This is a genomic window from Dickeya oryzae (assembly GCF_020406815.2).
Lineage (GTDB): Bacteria > Pseudomonadota > Gammaproteobacteria > Enterobacterales > Enterobacteriaceae > Dickeya > Dickeya oryzae.
This window is the reverse complement of record NZ_CP162670.1, coordinates 4,014,653-4,031,037: the sequence shown is the minus strand read 5'-3', so window position 1 is coordinate 4,031,037 and position 16,385 is coordinate 4,014,653. Positions and strand designations below refer to the sequence as shown.

Annotated in this window: 17 protein-coding genes and 2 tRNA genes; 16 read left to right on the top strand and 3 right to left on the bottom strand. The window is 51.2% G+C overall.

Going from position 1 to position 16,385, the window contains the following annotated elements; translation table 11 throughout:
* The first annotated feature begins 138 nt into the window (after window positions 1-138).
* Together LF929_RS17705 and LF929_RS17700 are read left to right on the top strand one after the other, a co-directional pair.
* Window positions 139-525 carry a DNA-binding protein gene (locus LF929_RS17705; RefSeq protein ID WP_016943770.1) on the top strand — a complete coding sequence of 129 codons (387 nt, stop codon included), beginning with the start codon at window positions 139-141 and terminating at the stop codon, window positions 523-525.
* 236 nt (window positions 526-761) lie between these two features.
* Window positions 762-1,184, top strand: coding sequence for a DNA-binding protein (locus LF929_RS17700; RefSeq protein WP_210174348.1), 423 nt, complete (start codon window positions 762-764; stop codon window positions 1,182-1,184).
* 1 nt (window position 1,185) lies between these two features.
* On the opposite strand, the gene ispB is transcribed toward LF929_RS17700, so the two are convergent.
* Complete coding sequence (ispB, locus tag LF929_RS17695) at window positions 1,186-2,157, bottom strand: octaprenyl diphosphate synthase (RefSeq protein WP_016943771.1); 972 nt, start codon at window positions 2,155-2,157, stop codon at window positions 1,186-1,188.
* Window positions 2,158-2,416: 259 nt separating this feature from the next.
* Between ispB and rplU the strand changes: the two genes are divergently transcribed.
* The 4 genes from rplU (at window position 2,417) to cgtA (ending at window position 5,499) form a co-directional block, all read left to right on the top strand.
* Complete coding sequence (gene rplU, locus LF929_RS17690) at window positions 2,417-2,728, top strand: 50S ribosomal protein L21 (protein WP_016943772.1); 312 nt, start codon at window positions 2,417-2,419, stop codon at window positions 2,726-2,728.
* Between the two features lie 19 nt (window positions 2,729-2,747).
* Window positions 2,748-3,005: a 50S ribosomal protein L27 gene (rpmA, locus tag LF929_RS17685; RefSeq protein WP_012771136.1), complete on the top strand. Its 258-nt coding sequence runs from the start codon at window positions 2,748-2,750 to the stop codon at window positions 3,003-3,005.
* A gap of 117 nt (window positions 3,006-3,122) precedes the next feature.
* Window positions 3,123-4,067, top strand: coding sequence for a DMT family transporter (locus LF929_RS17680; RefSeq protein WP_153508597.1), 945 nt, complete (start codon window positions 3,123-3,125; stop codon window positions 4,065-4,067).
* 256 nt (window positions 4,068-4,323) lie between these two features.
* Window positions 4,324-5,499: an Obg family GTPase CgtA gene (cgtA, locus tag LF929_RS17675; protein WP_016943774.1), complete on the top strand. Its 1,176-nt coding sequence runs from the start codon at window positions 4,324-4,326 to the stop codon at window positions 5,497-5,499.
* 99 nt (window positions 5,500-5,598) lie between these two features.
* On the opposite strand, the gene dacB is transcribed toward cgtA, so the two are convergent.
* Window positions 5,599-7,032, bottom strand: a complete 1,434-nt coding sequence (gene dacB / locus LF929_RS17670) for a serine-type D-Ala-D-Ala carboxypeptidase (RefSeq protein ID WP_038903300.1) — start codon at window positions 7,030-7,032, stop codon at window positions 5,599-5,601.
* Between the two features lie 265 nt (window positions 7,033-7,297).
* On the opposite strand from dacB, the gene greA reads away from it, so the two are divergent.
* Window positions 7,298-7,774 carry a transcription elongation factor GreA gene (gene greA, locus LF929_RS17665; protein ID WP_019843796.1) on the top strand — a complete coding sequence of 159 codons (477 nt, stop codon included), beginning with the start codon at window positions 7,298-7,300 and terminating at the stop codon, window positions 7,772-7,774.
* A 125-nt stretch (window positions 7,775-7,899) separates the two neighbouring features.
* On the opposite strand, the gene yhbY is transcribed toward greA, so the two are convergent.
* Complete coding sequence (gene yhbY, locus LF929_RS17660) at window positions 7,900-8,193, bottom strand: ribosome assembly RNA-binding protein YhbY (protein WP_012771131.1); 294 nt, start codon at window positions 8,191-8,193, stop codon at window positions 7,900-7,902.
* 158 nt (window positions 8,194-8,351) lie between these two features.
* On the opposite strand from yhbY, the gene rlmE reads away from it, so the two are divergent.
* The 9 genes from rlmE (at window position 8,352) to nusA (ending at window position 16,360) form a co-directional block, all read left to right on the top strand.
* The gene (rlmE, locus tag LF929_RS17655; protein WP_012883334.1) at window positions 8,352-8,981 is read left to right on the top strand and encodes a 23S rRNA (uridine(2552)-2'-O)-methyltransferase RlmE; all 630 of its coding nucleotides are present in this window, start codon (window positions 8,352-8,354) and stop codon (window positions 8,979-8,981) included.
* Between the two features lie 47 nt (window positions 8,982-9,028).
* A complete protein-coding gene (gene ftsH / locus LF929_RS17650) occupies window positions 9,029-10,981 on the top strand; it encodes an ATP-dependent zinc metalloprotease FtsH (protein ID WP_071603246.1) in 1,953 nt (650 codons plus the stop codon).
* 113 nt (window positions 10,982-11,094) lie between these two features.
* Window positions 11,095-11,928, top strand: coding sequence for a dihydropteroate synthase (folP, locus tag LF929_RS17645; protein ID WP_038907027.1), 834 nt, complete (start codon window positions 11,095-11,097; stop codon window positions 11,926-11,928).
* A gap of 8 nt (window positions 11,929-11,936) precedes the next feature.
* The gene (gene glmM, locus LF929_RS17640) at window positions 11,937-13,274 is read left to right on the top strand and encodes a phosphoglucosamine mutase (RefSeq protein ID WP_038903303.1); all 1,338 of its coding nucleotides are present in this window, start codon (window positions 11,937-11,939) and stop codon (window positions 13,272-13,274) included.
* Window positions 13,275-13,568: 294 nt separating this feature from the next.
* Window positions 13,569-13,904, top strand: coding sequence for a preprotein translocase subunit SecG (gene secG, locus LF929_RS17635; RefSeq protein WP_012883338.1), 336 nt, complete (start codon window positions 13,569-13,571; stop codon window positions 13,902-13,904).
* Window positions 13,905-13,954: 50 nt separating this feature from the next.
* Window positions 13,955-14,041, top strand: a tRNA-Leu gene (locus LF929_RS17630).
* 59 nt (window positions 14,042-14,100) lie between these two features.
* A tRNA-Met gene (locus LF929_RS17625) sits at window positions 14,101-14,177 on the top strand.
* A 218-nt stretch (window positions 14,178-14,395) separates the two neighbouring features.
* Entirely contained in the window at window positions 14,396-14,848 is a 453-nt protein-coding gene (gene rimP, locus LF929_RS17620; protein WP_026357807.1) for a ribosome maturation factor RimP, read from the top strand.
* Between the two features lie 21 nt (window positions 14,849-14,869).
* On the top strand, window positions 14,870-16,360 hold the full coding sequence (gene nusA / locus LF929_RS17615) for a transcription termination factor NusA (RefSeq protein ID WP_038907028.1): 1,491 nt from the start codon (window positions 14,870-14,872) through the stop codon (window positions 16,358-16,360).
* Window positions 16,361-16,385 lie beyond the last annotated feature (25 nt).

Below are 16,385 nucleotides of genomic sequence, written 5' to 3'. Positions count from 1 at the left end.
ACAGCTAATGGTTAATGGTTTTGCTAACCTCAAGCCATTATTTGGAAATAATATAGCACCAATTTCCTTAATATTTCCAAATTAATTTCCAAATGGATCTGAATAGGTAACGTGTATCACTATCGGGATGAAAAGGACATGAAAAAAGAGTGGTTTGCGACCAGCGAATTGGTTGGTATTGGCGGACTCCCTAAATCACGGCAAGGATTGAATAAGCGAGCCCGAGAAGATGGTTGGGAAAAGCGTCGCCGTAAAGGTGTACAAGGACGTGGGGTAGAATATTCTATCCATAGCTTACCTCAGTCTGTTCAGCAAACGCTGCTACTGCAGGAAACGTCAGGTGAATATGCGGCAAAACCATCAGACATGCTGTCAGTCTGGATTCAAATTTACCACCAGTTGTCGGTCCCTGAACGGGAAAAATTGGTGGCGCATATCATGCGCGAAGGGGTGTCTTCTACGTTGAAGCAGTTAGGTCTGGCTAATACGTTAAGCGCAACTTTGATAAAAGATTTTTCTGATTAAATCTCTCAGCCATTCCCAGTTGCTTTCTTATTGTGGAATGGCTTTCTCTTATTTCCCTACGGTTTCTCCAGTTTATTTCTTTCAGTGGAACTTTCACCGACACCACTACTCCTGCCTTTAACGCTATTGCGTTAGTGATTTGAATAAAATTAGTCTATTATATGGAAACGTAATCGGGTTTTTAGTCGCCTGGTTATGTATTCGTATCAGGAATGAGATGAAAGGGAGAGATTAGGATGGAAAAAACATGGTTTACGACGAATGAATTATTGGGCGTGGCAGGGTTGCCGAAATCGCGTCAGGGGCTGAATAAAAAAGCCAAGGATCATGGCTGGGAAAGACGACGTCGCAAAGGCGTTCAGGGTAAAGGTGTTGAATACGCTATCTGGAGCTTACCGGAAGAAGTCAAAGCAACATTGATGAGCGCGACGTTGATGGGGACGACGCTGATGCGTGAAACCTCGCCCGATTATGTCTCGGCAGCATTGGACGGTGCTCAGGAATACACCTGGATTCAAATTTATCATCAACTGTCGGCAGAAGAACGTACCCGGTTAATTGGGCACATTCTGCGTGAAGGGGCGATGAGTGTGCTGGCCCGTTTGGAAAACGGGCCGCATAAATGCAAAAACCAGGACTGTGTAAATAAAGAAGAGTGATTTAGAAGTCGCGCTGCACTGCAAGGTGGGCCAGCCCTTCAAGCGCAGTGCGAAAATCACTGGCAGGCAGGCACTGAATCGCGGTGATGGCTTTATCGGCTTCTTCCTCGGCTCTTTGGCGCGTATAGGCGAGAGAGCCACAAGATTGCATGGCAGCTAATACCGGTTCCAGTAAATGTCGGCCGTTGCCTTGCTCAATCGCCTGGCGAATCATGGTGCGCTGCTCATCATTACCGTGGTGCATGGCATGCAGCAACGGTAACGTGGGTTTGCCTTCGTTCAGGTCATCACCGGTATTTTTCCCCAGTGTTTTGCCGTCGGCGCTGTAGTCGAGCAAATCGTCAATCAATTGGAATGCGGTGCCAAGGTAGCGGCCGTATTCTTGTAACGCCATTTCCTGCTCGCTGCTGGCGTCCGACAAAATAGCGGAAGATTGCGCGGCTGCTTCGAATAACCGGGCCGTTTTGCTGTAAATCACCCGCATATAACTGTCTTCGGTGATGTCCGGGTCATTGCAGTTCATGAGCTGGAGTACTTCGCCTTCCGCAATGACGTTAACGGCGTCAGACATGACTGACATAACGCGTAGCGAAGCCAGGCTGGTCATCATTTGAAACGCGCGGGTATAGATGAAATCGCCGACCAACACGCTGGCGGCATTACCGAACGCCGCGTTCGCCGTGGCTTTTCCGCGGCGCATATCACTTTCGTCGACAACGTCATCATGGAGAAGCGTGGCGGTGTGGATAAATTCAATCAGCGCAGCAACGGTAATGTGCTTGTCACCCTGGTAATTCAGCGCTCTGGCGGCAAGTACCGCTATCATGGGACGGATGCGCTTGCCGCCACCGCCGATGATGTAATTTCCTAACTGATTGATCAGGACAACATCGGAGTTGAGCTGATCCAGTATGGTCTGGTTGACGGCGGCCATATCCTGTGCGCTTAACGCTGTGATTTGCTCTAAGTTCATTGTTTCTGCCAGCTGATTGCTTCTGTTTCTGCCGTGAAAATACTGCTGATATCGGCACCGAAAAGGGAACGTTAGGCCCGATTGTACTTGAAAAACGGCATAGATAAACGGCAGTTCATGGGTTGTATCCTTTTTCTTCACATTGATTGATTCTGCGCTTGTCATCAGTAGGTTTTTTGCGTAGAATTCGCGCCCTATTGTGAATATTTATAGCGCGCTTCACATCTTTCAAAGAAGCACGCGGAAAGCGGAGTTTTATATGTACGCAGTTTTCCAAAGTGGTGGTAAACAACACCGAGTAAGCGAAGGCCAGACCGTTCGCTTGGAAAAGCTGGACATCGCAACCGGTGAAGCTGTTGAGTTTGACCAGGTTCTGATGGTTGCCAATGGTGAAGATGTCAAAATCGGCGTTCCTTTCGTCGACGGCGGCAAAATCAAGGCTGAAGTTGTTGCTCACGGCCGTGGCGAGAAAGTTAAAATCGTTAAGTTTCGTCGCCGTAAACACTACCGTAAGCAGGCTGGCCACCGTCAGTGGTTCACTGACGTGAAAATCACCGGCATCAGCGCTTAAGTTTTAGGAGAGCGGATTAATGGCACACAAAAAAGCTGGCGGTTCTACTCGTAACGGCCGCGACTCAGAAAGCAAACGTCTTGGCGTAAAACGCTTTGGCGGTGAATCAGTTCTGGCTGGCAGCATCATCGTTCGTCAGCGTGGCACCAAGTTCCACGCCGGCAGCAACGTAGGTTGCGGCAAAGACCACACCCTGTTTGCACTGTCTGACGGTAAAGTCAAATTTGAAGTTAAAGGCCCGAACAACCGTAAATACATCAGCATCGTTGCTGAGTAATTTTCCGGTATCAGGTTGAATCATAAAGCCCCGCACTTGTTGCGGGGCTTTTTACATTTAGATGTACGATAAAAACGCTGCACGTTAACGACATCAATAAAAAGAACAGGTGATGTGATGAAACAGAATGCTGGCATCGGGTTTTGTCTGGCGCTGACCACCGCCGTATGCTGGGGGGCGCTGCCAATCGCGATGAAACAGGTTCTGGCGACGATGGAGCCTTACACCATCGTCTGGTATCGGTTTCTGATTGCGTCCGTCGGATTGGGCATTTTCTTGTACAGCAAAGGCTCGTTGCCACAGCTTCGGGCGTTCGATCATCAACGTTGGTGGATTTTGCTGCTGATAGCAACAGGAGGACTGTTGGGCAACTTCGTATTGTTCAGCTCTTCGTTGCAATATCTGAGTCCTACTGCGTCACAGGTGATCGGGCAATTGTCTACGGTAGGCTTGATGGTCGCCAGCGTCGTTATTCTGAAAGAGAAGATGCGCGTCAACCAGGTCATCGGTGCCGGAATATTGATCTGTGGATTGTTGATGTTTTTCAACAACAGTCTGATGGAGTTGTTTACTCGCCTGACGGATTACACCTTCGGGATATTACTGGGCGTGGCGGCTGCTGCCGTGTGGGTTGCGTATGGCGTGGCACAAAAGGTATTGCTGCGACGTCTGACTTCGCAGCAACTGCTTTTTCTGCTCTATGCACTCTGCGTGTTGTTTATCACACCGTGGGCGAAGCCGGGCACTCTGTTTCAGTTAACCGGCTGGCAATTAGCTTGCCTGGTGTTTTGCGGTGCGAATACGCTGGTTGGTTACGGTGCACTGGCGGAAGCCATGGCTCGCTGGCAAGCCGCACAGGTGAGTACCATTATTACGCTGACGCCGCTGTTTACGCTGTTTTTCTCGGATCTGTTGTCATTGGCCTGGCCATCGGTATTTGCTGCGCCATCGCTTAACCTGCTGGGATACGTCGGCGCGTTTGTCGTTGTGGCAGGGGCGATGTTTGCCGCGATCGGGCATCATGTGATCGCAGCAAGGCGTTCCAAATACCCACGGGTGTGAGGCCGCTGTGGTAAGGCATGTTTAAGGCCATGACGAAGCTGATGTGGACTGATTATTTTTAATACAGGTGAAATCCTTTCGCCAAGCAGGTACAATCAGCGCCCTTTTATCGAAACAGTTCTGATGCGTCGGTTTTTCAGTGGCAGGTGACATACTGTGGTTATCTGTCATCAACCCAATTCGTTGAGCCAAAGAGAACCAATAAATTATTCAAACGCGTCGGTCATTCTCTATTGGTTTTTTGCGGAGATAGTTCATGAAGTTTGTAGATGAAGCCACTATTTTGGTTGTGGCGGGTGACGGTGGCAACGGCTGTGTCAGCTTCCGCCGTGAAAAATATATTCCAAACGGTGGGCCTGATGGTGGTGATGGCGGCGACGGCGGTGATGTCTACCTGCTGGCGGATGAAAACCTCAATACCCTGATTGACTATCGTTTTGAGAAAAGTTTCCGCGCAGAACGTGGTCAGAACGGCCAGAGTCGTGACTGTACTGGTAAGCGCGGTAAAGACATCACCATCAAGGTGCCGGTTGGTACGCGTGTGTTGGATAAAAGCACAGGCGAAGTGCTGGGCGATATGACCCGTAATCAGCAGAAATTGATGGTCGCGAAAGGCGGATGGCACGGGCTGGGTAACTCCCGCTTTAAATCTTCCGTCAACCGCGCGCCTCGCCAGAAAACCAATGGTACGCCGGGTGAAGAACGTGAGTTGCTGCTGGAGTTGCTGTTGCTGGCGGATGTTGGCATGCTGGGGTTACCGAATGCGGGCAAGTCGACCTTTATCCGTGCGGTGTCGGCGGCCAAACCGAAGGTAGCCGATTATCCGTTTACAACGCTGGTGCCGAGTCTGGGCGTTGTGCGTATGGATAGCGAGAAAAGCTTTGTCGTGGCGGATATCCCTGGGCTTATCGAAGGGGCATCTGAAGGTGCCGGGCTTGGGATCCGTTTCCTGAAACATCTGGAGCGTTGTCGTGTGCTATTGCACCTGATCGATCTGGCACCGATCGATGAATCTGATCCGATCGAAAATGCCAAAGTGATCGTCAATGAGTTGCAGCAATACAGCGCATCTCTGGCGGAAAAACCGCGCTGGCTGGTATTTAACAAAGTCGACTTGCTGGAGAAAAGCGAGGCGGAAAGCCGTGCGAAGGCAATTGCCACAGCGCTGGGCTGGGAAGGCAAATATTATCTGATTTCGGCGGCTAACCGTGAAGGGGTGAATGCCCTGTGCTGGGATGTGATGAACTTCCTGGAGACTCAGCCGAAAGCAATGGCTGAAGTCGAAAGCAAGGCACCTGAAAAAGTCGATTTCATGTGGGATGACTATCACCGTGAGCAGTTGGAAGCGGCTCAGGCAGAAGCGGAAGAAGAGTGGGATGACGACTGGGATGAGGATGACGACGAAGGCGTCGAAATCGTTTATCAGCGTTAATGCCGCGACGACCATCAGGTCGGTAGTCGAAAGATTTGCTTGTTAGTTGTACATGTTTCCCCTATCTGCATACCGCAGATAGGGGATTTTTTTGTCTGGTTAATTGTTTTGGTTGATGTCTTTGTAAAGACGACTTTCAAAACGGACCAGCGGAATGCGTCGCTCTTTTTGATCTTCCGGTGGTACGGCATAACCAGAGAGATACTGCACGAAAGCCATGCGTTGACCACTGGCGGTGGTAATAAACCCTGCCAGATTGTATACGCCCTGAAGAGAACCGGTTTTGGCTGAGACTTTGCCATCAAGCCCGGCTTCGTGCAGGCCTGCCCGATAGCGTAATGTGCCGTCATAACCGGCCAGCGGCAGCATCTTGATGTAATTCAGCTCATTATCGTGTTGGGCGATGTATTGCAGTACTTGCATCATGGTCGCTGGGGCGATCAGGTTATGTCGGGAGAGTCCCGAGCCATCAACGATAATGGTGTTGCCAAGATCAATACCCGCTTTCTGACGCAGGATTTGGCGTACGGCATCGGCCCCGGCTCGCCAGGTGCCGGGCACTTTGAAGCGCTCATGCCCTATGGTGCGAAATACGGTATCGGCAATCATGTTGTCCGATTTTTTCAGCATAGTCGTCAGCAGGTCATGCAGCGGTTCGGATTCGGTCTGCGCCAGTACTGTGCCGGGTGCACCCGGTAATGTCTGGCGTCGCAGGTTTCCATCGACGCGGATATCAGCCTGTTCCAGCTCGTCTTTTACGATGGCTCCGGCATAGCTGGCACCATCCTGAATCGCAAACGCCAGCGGTAAGGGTTCCGCCCGTTGTGTCAGGCAACCGGTGAGGGTGTATCGGTTGAGTTCGCCCGGTACGACATCCAGCTCGCAATACTGGGCGTCAGGCGAGCCTTTTGGCAGTGTGCGTACTTCACTGAACATGTGCACCGGATAATAGGATGCCACCCGGATAAATGCGTTGTCACCGGCTTTGGGCGCGCTATAAAGCGAAATAGAGAAGCAGTTTTTATCGACAATAGCTGCGGCAGGCGGCGCACTGAAGCATTGGGTCAGGTCGTTCCAGGGCCAGCCGGGGGCTTTATCGTGGCTGGCGAACACGGATGTGTCGATAAAGACGTCACCACTGATTTCCCGGACACCTTGCTTTTTCAGTTCCTGTACCATATTGCGAATCTGCTGACGTTTCAGTGAAGGATCACCGCTAAAGCGTACTGTCAGATTGCCGCGTAATACCCCGCCGGTAAGCGCACCGTTGCTTTCTATCGTCGTGACGAAACGGTAATTCGGCCCCAACTGCAACAATGCTGCCAGCGCAGTAATAACCTTCTGCGTACTGGCAGGTAACGCCATCTGTTGGCTGTGGTAATCGAGCGTTGGCGTCGTGGCACCGATTTTTTGCACCACCAGCGCCAGATTGGCCCCATCTGGCAGGTATTTGGTGTACTCATCCATGGCGGCGGCGTTGGCATGCAGGGCAACTGCGCAGGTAAAACCGGTCAGAATCGATAAAAAACGCATAATCTCAATCAAGTACAGGGTAACGTGGTGGTCATACTACGGCGCATCAAGGGATAAAGTAAACGATGACCCTGGTGGAACTCTGGGGTAAAATGCGTATCAAAATGCAAAAACGCGTCTGGCCTGGAAGTCATGTTCCGGGCGAGGCGGTTTTTGTTTAAATTGTCAGGTGCACTGGCATGGAAACATTCCGTCGCAGGTGATTTTATCGCGTCAGGATGACGGTAACGTGAGCCGTACGGATTTTTTTAGAGGTAGTGACGATATGAAACAATTTCCGATGACGTTGCGTGGTGCTGAAAAGTTACGCGAAGAGCTGGACTTCCTGAAGTCGGTGCGTCGGCCTGAAATTATCGCAGCGATCGCTGAAGCGCGTGAACATGGCGATTTGAAGGAAAACGCGGAATACCATGCGGCTCGTGAGCAGCAAGGGTTCTGTGAAGGCCGGATTCAGGAAATTGAAGCCAAGCTGTCTAATGCTCAGGTCATCGATGTCACCAAAATGGCGGCCAATGGTCGCGTTATCTTTGGTGCGACGGTGACGGTCATGAACCTGGATACGGAAGAAGAGCAGACTTACCGTATCGTGGGTGACGATGAGGCTGACTTCAAGCAGAACCTGATTTCTGTGAATTCGCCGATTGCCCGTGGCCTGATTGGCAAAGAAGAAGATGATGTGGTGACGATCAGCACGCCGGGTGGCGTGGTGGAGTACGAAATTCTGAAGGTTGAATACCTCTGATAATGGCGAGCAAACAAGACGCCAGTCTGGATTGTAAAGAAAGGAAAAAGGCCGATATCGGCCTTTTTTCTCACCAGCGGGTCATGGAACCTTGCGGTGAAACAAGGTAACCTGAACCGAAAATGTTAACGAGGCAACACAATCTTGCGCTCTTTTGACGCACGATAGAGCACCAGAGTGTGGCCGATAACCTGAACGTTGCTGGCACCGGTTTCACGCAGAATGGCATCGACAATCAACCCTTTGGTTTCACGATCTTCGGTAGCGATTTTCACCTTGATCAGTTCGTGATGCTCCAGAGCCTGTTCGATTTCAGCCAGTACACCTTCGGTGAGGCCGTTGTTGCCCAGCATGACGACTGGCTTTAGCGGATGAGCCAAGCCTTTCAGGTGCTGTTTTTGTTTGTTACTCAGATTCATTGTCTTTTTTGCTTAGGTTAGGATTGAAAGCGGACCATTCTACCGCCATCTGATGATTATCACCAATCCGGCTATACTGATTGGCTATCGTTGAGCGCTGTTGTCCGCTGCTGGCATCTTAATTAACACTAGTTAGAAAAATCATAGTTGGAAAATCGATGGCTAACAAAAAGCGTTCTGCAAGTTCCAGTCGCTGGTTGCAGGAACACTTTAGCGATAAATATGTACAGCAGGCGCAGAAAAAGGGGCTTCGCTCGCGTGCTTGGTTTAAACTTGATGAAATACAGCAAACGGACAAGCTGTTTAAACCCGGTATGACTGTGGTAGATCTGGGGGCGGCACCAGGCGGATGGTCGCAATATGTCGTCAGCCAGATTGGCGGAAAAGGGCGCATTATCGCGTGTGATCTTTTACCGATGGATCCTATTGTTGGAGTCGATTTCCTTCAAGGGGACTTTCGTGATGAATTAGTGCTCAAAACCCTGCTGGAGCGGGTTGGGGACGAAAAGGTTCAGGTGGTGATGTCTGACATGGCCCCGAACATGAGCGGTACGCCGGCGGTAGATATTCCCCGGGCGATGTATCTGGTTGAACTTGCACTGGATATGTGTCGGGATATATTAGCGCCAGGTGGGAGTTTCGTAGTGAAAGTATTTCAGGGCGTGGGCTTCGATGAGTACCTGCGCGAGATTCGCTCCCTGTTTACGACGGTAAAGATTCGTAAGCCAGATGCCTCCCGAGCCCGGTCCCGTGAGGTGTACATTGTAGCGACAGGCCGTAAACTATAGTACCCTGACGCTATTCTTTAACACAGTTGTAATATGAGGTTAATCCCTTGAGTGACATGGCGAAAAACCTGATTCTCTGGTTGGTCATCGCAGTTGTGCTGATGTCCGTATTCCAGAGCTTTGGGCCCAGCGAGTCGAATGGCCGTAGGGTGGATTATTCAACCTTTTTGACTGAAGTGAATCAGGATCAGGTCCGTGAGGCGCGCATCAATGGGCGCGAGATCAATGTTGTCAAAAAAGACAGCAGCCGTTACACCACGTATATCCCTGTCAACGATCCTAAACTGCTGGATAACCTTCTGACCAAAAACGTAAAAGTTGTTGGTGAGCCGCCGGAAGAACCGAGCCTGTTGGCGTCGATCTTCATCTCCTGGTTCCCCATGCTGTTGCTGATTGGCGTCTGGATTTTCTTTATGCGCCAGATGCAGGGCGGGGGTGGCAAAGGTGCCATGTCGTTCGGTAAAAGCAAGGCACGGATGCTGACTGAAGATCAGATTAAAACCACGTTCGCCGATGTCGCGGGCTGTGATGAAGCCAAAGAAGAAGTCGCCGAGCTGGTTGAATATTTGCGCGAACCAAGCCGTTTTCAAAAGCTGGGCGGTAAAATTCCGAAAGGCGTACTGATGGTTGGCCCGCCAGGGACCGGTAAAACCTTGCTGGCGAAAGCCATTGCGGGTGAAGCCAAGGTACCGTTTTTCACCATTTCGGGTTCCGATTTTGTGGAAATGTTTGTCGGTGTCGGTGCCTCGCGCGTAAGAGACATGTTCGAACAGGCTAAGAAAGCTGCGCCTTGTATCATCTTTATTGATGAAATTGACGCCGTCGGCCGTCAGCGTGGTGCAGGTCTCGGCGGTGGTCACGATGAACGTGAACAAACGCTGAACCAGATGCTGGTTGAGATGGACGGTTTCGAAGGTAACGAAGGTATTATCGTTATTGCCGCTACTAACCGTCCTGACGTTCTGGACCCGGCGTTGTTGCGTCCCGGTCGTTTTGACCGTCAGGTTGTGGTTGGTTTGCCTGATGTACGTGGCCGTGAACAGATTCTGAAGGTTCATATGCGTCGAGTGCCGCTGTCACCGGACATTGATGCTTCCGTTATTGCTCGCGGTACGCCAGGTTTCTCCGGTGCCGATTTGGCCAACCTGGTCAACGAGGCCGCATTGTTTGCCGCTCGTGGCAATCGTCGTGTGGTCTCTATGGTGGAATTCGAAAAGGCCAAGGACAAAATCATGATGGGGGCGGAACGTCGCTCTATGGTCATGACCGAGGCGCAAAAAGAATCCACAGCGTATCACGAAGCTGGGCATGCCATTATCGGGCGTCTGGTGCCTGAGCATGATCCGGTACACAAAGTGACAATTATCCCGCGTGGTCGTGCACTAGGGGTGACGTTCTTCCTGCCTGAAGGCGATGCTATCAGTGCCAGCCGTCAGAAGCTGGAAAGTCAGATTTCTACGCTGTACGGCGGTCGTCTGGCTGAAGAGATCATCTATGGGCCGGAACATGTTTCTACCGGTGCGTCCAACGATATTAAAGTGGCGACGTCTATTGCACGTAACATGGTAACGCAGTGGGGCTTCTCGGAAAAACTGGGGCCGTTACTGTACGCGGAAGAGGAAGGTGAAGTGTTCCTCGGCCGTTCTGTTGCTAAAGCCAAGCACATGTCGGATGAAACCGCACGCATCATCGATCAGGAAGTGAAGGCGTTGATCGAACGTAACTATCAGCGTGCCCGTGAGTTGCTGATGGCGAATATGGACGTTCTGCACTCAATGAAAGACGCATTGATGAAGTATGAAACTATCGATGCGCCGCAAATTGACGATCTGATGTCTCGCAAGGATGTTCGTCCTCCGGCTGGTTGGGAAGATTCGACACCGGGTAATAACTCTTCCTCGTCTGATAATGGCGGAACACCTAAAGCGCCGACAACAGCGGATGAACCCCATGCCCCAACGTCGGGCAATACGATGTCTGGGCCGTTGAACGACAAGTAAGACAAATATGGTGTGACAGTCCTCATCTGGGCTGCCAATCCCCTCAAACCCCGGCTTGCCGGGGTTTTTTACTCCAGAAGGGCGCACTGACCAAACGCACTGAGATACAGAACATGAAATTGAACGCGCGCGGATTAACGCTAGATCTCTCCTGTCCCCAGGTTATGGGGATCCTGAATGTCACCCCTGATTCCTTTTCTGATGGTGGTAAGCACAATACCCTCAACGCTGCATTGATACATGCTGAACAGATGATCTCTGCGGGTGCGACTTTCATCGATGTTGGTGGTGAATCTACCCGGCCTGGTGCTGATGAAGTCAGCACGCAAGAAGAGTTGGAACGCGTTGTTCCGGTGGTGGAAGCGTTGGCACAACGTTTTGAAACCTGGATTTCAGTCGATACGTCTAAACCGGAAGTGATCACCGCCAGTGCGCAGGCAGGTGCCCATCTGATTAATGACATTCGCGCTCTCAGAGAACCAGGGGCGCTGGAGGCTGCGGTAGCAACAGGTTTACCCGTCTGCCTGATGCATATGCAGGGATTACCCAAAACCATGCAACACACCCCGCATTATGATGATGTCGTGGGTGAGGTTATGGCATTTTTTGAGCATCATATTGCCCGCTGTACCGCTGCTGGTATGCCACGCGAGCAGTTATTGCTGGACCCCGGGTTCGGGTTTGGCAAGAATTTGCAGCATAATTATCGGCTGCTGGGACGTCTGGAAGACTTACACCAATTTGGCTTACCGCTATTAGTTGGCATGTCCAGAAAGACCATGATTGGGCAACTGCTGGGCGTCCCGCCGCTTGAGCGGGTTTACGGGAGTGTGGCGTGTGCAGTGATTGCTGCCATGAAAGGAGCCCATATTATCCGCGTCCATGATGTGAAAGCGACGGTGGATGCGATACGTGTAGTCGAAGCAACTCTATCAGCGAAGGAATAACAACAAATATGAGTAGCCGCAAATATTTTGGCACTGATGGTATTCGGGGCAAAGTGGGCGATCTGCCGATTACACCTGATTTCGTACTGAAATTAGGTTGGGCAGCCGGTAAAGTACTGGCACGCCACGGTTCCAGAAAGATCATTATCGGCAAGGATACCCGTATCTCGGGTTATATGCTGGAGTCTGCGCTCGAAGCAGGTTTGGCTGCCGCAGGGCTGTCAGCATCGTTCACCGGCCCGATGCCAACCCCGGCGGTGGCGTATCTTACCCGGACTTTCCGTGCAGAGGCTGGCATCGTTATTTCAGCGTCTCATAACCCCTACTACGATAACGGCATCAAATTCTTTTCGATTGACGGCACTAAATTGCCGGATGAAGTTGAAGAGGCGATCGAAGCGGAAATGGAAAAACCGCTGACTTGCGTGGAATCAGCCGAATTGGGCCGGGCAAGCCGTATTGTCGATGCCGCTGGGCGTTACATTGAGTTCTGCAAAAGTACGTTTCCGAGTGAGCTGAGTCTTAATGGCCTCAAAATCGTGGTGGATTGTGCGAATGGCGCGACCTATCACATTGCACCCAGCGTATTGCGCGAGTTAGGTGCCAAGGTGATCGCGATTGGGTGTGAGCCTGATGGGGTGAACATCAATGAACAGTGTGGCGCGACCGATGTGACCCAACTTCAGGAACGCGTACTGTCTGAAAAGGCTGATGTGGGCCTGGCGTTTGATGGTGACGGTGATCGTCTGATTATGGTTGATCACCAGGGTAACAAAGTGGATGGCGACCAGATCCTGTATATCATCGCGCGTGAAGCGTTGCGTCAGGGCCAGCTCCGTGGTGGTGCGGTTGGCACGCTGATGAGTAACATGGGGCTTGAAGTCGCGCTAAAACAGCTTGGTGTGCCGTTTGCCCGCGCTAAAGTGGGTGACCGCTATGTTCTGGAACTGATGCAGTCAAAAGGCTGGCGGCTGGGGGCGGAGAATTCAGGCCACGTTATCCTGCTGGATAAAACGACGACGGGTGATGGCGTTATCGCAGGCTTGCAGGTGCTGACGGCGATGGTTCGCAACCACATGAGCTTGCATGACCTGTGCAGCGGTATGAAACTCTTCCCGCAAATACTGGTGAATGTTCACTTTTCCGGTGAGGGTGACCCGTTGGAAAGCGATGCGGTGAAACAGGCGACCCAGGATGTGGAAGCACAGCTGGCCGGTCGTGGTCGGGTGTTGCTGCGTAAATCGGGTACAGAACCGCTAATCCGTGTGATGGTGGAAGGGGAAGATGAGGCGACCGTGACACAGATGGCAAACCACATTGCGGATGCAGTAAAAGCCGCAGGCTAAACGGCAACACAGCGGACTGAAACAGTGGCAAGGGGCTGAGACTCTTGCCACCACGCCGACAAATGTGTGAACCACTGAGTAATCAGTATTTTCCGGTCTTTTTTCCCGATGCGCTGTTTTTTTCCTCAATCGGTTAATGGGCACCAAATTACCCTTGCGTACATCCGAGGCTTTAGTTAGTATTCAGACCCGCTTTATAGGGGATGTAACACATCCTATTGCGGATAGTCGCGGGTGAACCGCAAGAATTAGCGATGCCTTGCCGAATGGTGGGGATACATAACGGGTACAACTATGTACGAAGCTCTTCTGATAATTTTCCTGCTGGTAGCGATTGGCCTTGTTGGTCTTATCATGCTGCAGCAAGGTAAAGGTGCAGATATGGGAGCGTCGTTCGGAGCAGGTGCTTCCGCTACGCTGTTTGGTTCTAGCGGTTCCGGCAATTTCATGACCCGAATGACGGCGCTGTTTGCCACGCTGTTTTTCGTACTCAGTCTGATTCTGGGCAACATGAGTTCTGACCACAGCAAAAAAAGCAGTGGCTGGGATAACCTGAGTCAGCCGGCTGCTGCTGAGAAAGCAGACCAGCCTAAAGCACCAGCTGCACCGTCGAGCGATATTCCTAAATAATCGCAGACGCTTCATCAACAAAAATGTTGATGATAAAAACAAATTGTGATGCCGAGGTGGTGGAATTGGTAGACACGCTACCTTGAGGTGGTAGTGCCCGATTGGGCTTACGGGTTCAAGTCCCGTCCTCGGTACCAATCCTATAGATAACTTGCATTTTCGCGGTTGTCAGCGTAGTATTTGCCACGTTTTCGGACGCGGGGTGGAGCAGCTTGGTAGCTCGTCGGGCTCATAACCCGAAGGTCGTCGGTTCAAATCCGGCCCCCGCAACCACTTAACTTCCCAGAAAAGTTTTTTTTCAAATAAACTGTTTTGCATCAAGCGTACTGTTTACGGTGAATTTTGAAAGAATACTTGATGGTAGTTATACCGCAGCAGTTTGCGGTAAATAGGGTCCAGTTGCATAAAGCCCCGATATATCGGGGTTTTTTGTTATCTGACAGCAGAATTACTGGGCTATTAAGCCCTTTTTTTATGTCTTGGGGGTGGGCTTGTCCACATTAGAACAAAAGTTAACAGAGATGATTTCGGCACCTGTTGAAGCCCTTGGCTATGAGCTGGTGGGCATTGAGTTCATCCGGGGACGCCAGTCGACACTGCGTATCTATATTGATAGTGAAGATGGTATCACTGTTGATGATTGTGCTGATGTTAGCCACCAGGTCAGTGCGGTATTGGATGTTGAGGATCCCATATCCGTTGCCTATAACCTGGAAGTGTCGTCACCGGGCCTGGACCGGCCGCTTTTTACTGCTGCACATTACGCGCATTTTGTGGGTGAAGAAGTGAGTCTGGTACTGCGCATGGCGGTTCAGAATCGCCGCAAGTGGCAAGGTATTATCAAGTCCGTCGAAGGTGAGATGATTACCGTAACAGTGGAAGGCAAAGATGAAGTGTTCGCGCTGAGCAATATCCAGAAGGCGAACCTGGTACCCCACTTTTAAAGTTTGGATGAGGCAACTAGGATGAATAAAGAGATTCTGGCTGTTGTTGAAGCGGTTTCCAATGAAAAAGCCGTGCCGCGCGAAAAGATTTTTGAAGCGCTGGAGACTGCACTGGCGACAGCGACCAAGAAAAAATACGAGCAGGAAATTGATGTTCGTGTTTGCATCGACCGTAAAACCGGCGATTTCGATACTTTCCGCCGCTGGCTGGTTGTCAACGAAGTAACCCAGCCAACACGTGAAATCACTCTGGAAGCGGCGCAATTCGAAGAGCCGAGTATTGATCTGGGTGGTTACATCGAAGATCAGATCGAATCCGTGACTTTCGACCGCATCACCACGCAAACCGCTAAGCAAGTTATCGTACAGAAAGTGCGTGAAGCTGAGCGTGCGATGGTGGTTGATCAGTTCCGCGAGCAGGAAGGCGAAATTGTTACCGGTGTAGTGAAGAAAGTGAACCGCGATAACATCACGCTGGATTTGGGGAGTAATGCCGAAGCAGTGATCGGCCGTGAAGATATGCTGCCGCGTGAAAATTTCCGCCCAGGTGACCGTATTCGCGGTGTATTGTACGCCGTTCGTCCGGAAGCGCGTGGCGCGCAGTTGTTTGTGAGCCGTTCCCGCCCTGAAATGCTGATTGAACTGTTTCGCATTGAAGTGCCGGAAATCGGTGAAGAAGTCATTGAAATCAAAGCCGCTGCCCGCGATCCAGGTTCCCGCGCTAAAATCGCGGTTAAAACCAACGACAAGCGTATCGACCCGGTCGGTGCGTGCGTGGGGATGCGTGGTGCACGCGTTCAGGCAGTATCCAGCGAACTGGGCGGCGAGCGTATCGACATCGTCCTGTGGGATGACAATCCGGCACAGTTCGTGATTAATGCCATGGCACCGGCTGATGTGGCATCCATCGTGGTTGATGAAGATAAACACACCATGGATATCGCGGTTGAGGCGGGTAACCTGGCTCAGGCCATCGGCCGTAACGGTCAGAACGTGCGTCTGGCTTCCCAACTGAGTGGCTGGGAGCTGAACGTGATGACCATTGAGGACTTGCAGGCTAAACATCAGGCCGAAGCCCATGCTGCTATCGATATTTTCACCAAACATCTGGATATCGACGAAGAGTTCGCTACTGCGCTGGTTGAAGAAGGCTTTTCTTCACTAGAAGAGCTGGCTTATGTCCCCATCCATGAGTTGCAGGAAATCGATGGTTTGGATGAAGAAACCATCGAGGCATTGCGTGAGCGTGCGAAAGCGGCGCTGACCACACTGGCTCTGGCGAATGAAGAGAACCGTGGCAACGGTCAGCCGGCAGAAGATTTGCTCAATTTATCTGGTCTGTCACGTGAGCTGGCGTTTAAACTAGCAGCTCACGGTGTTTGCACGCTGGAAGATCTTGCTGAGCAGGGCGTCGATGACCTGGCAGATATCGAAGGGCTTAATGAAGAACAAGCCGGTGAGCTGATTATGGCTGCACGTAATATCTGTTGGTTTGGTGGCAGTAACGAATAACGAACTGTAGCAGGAAAGGAACAGC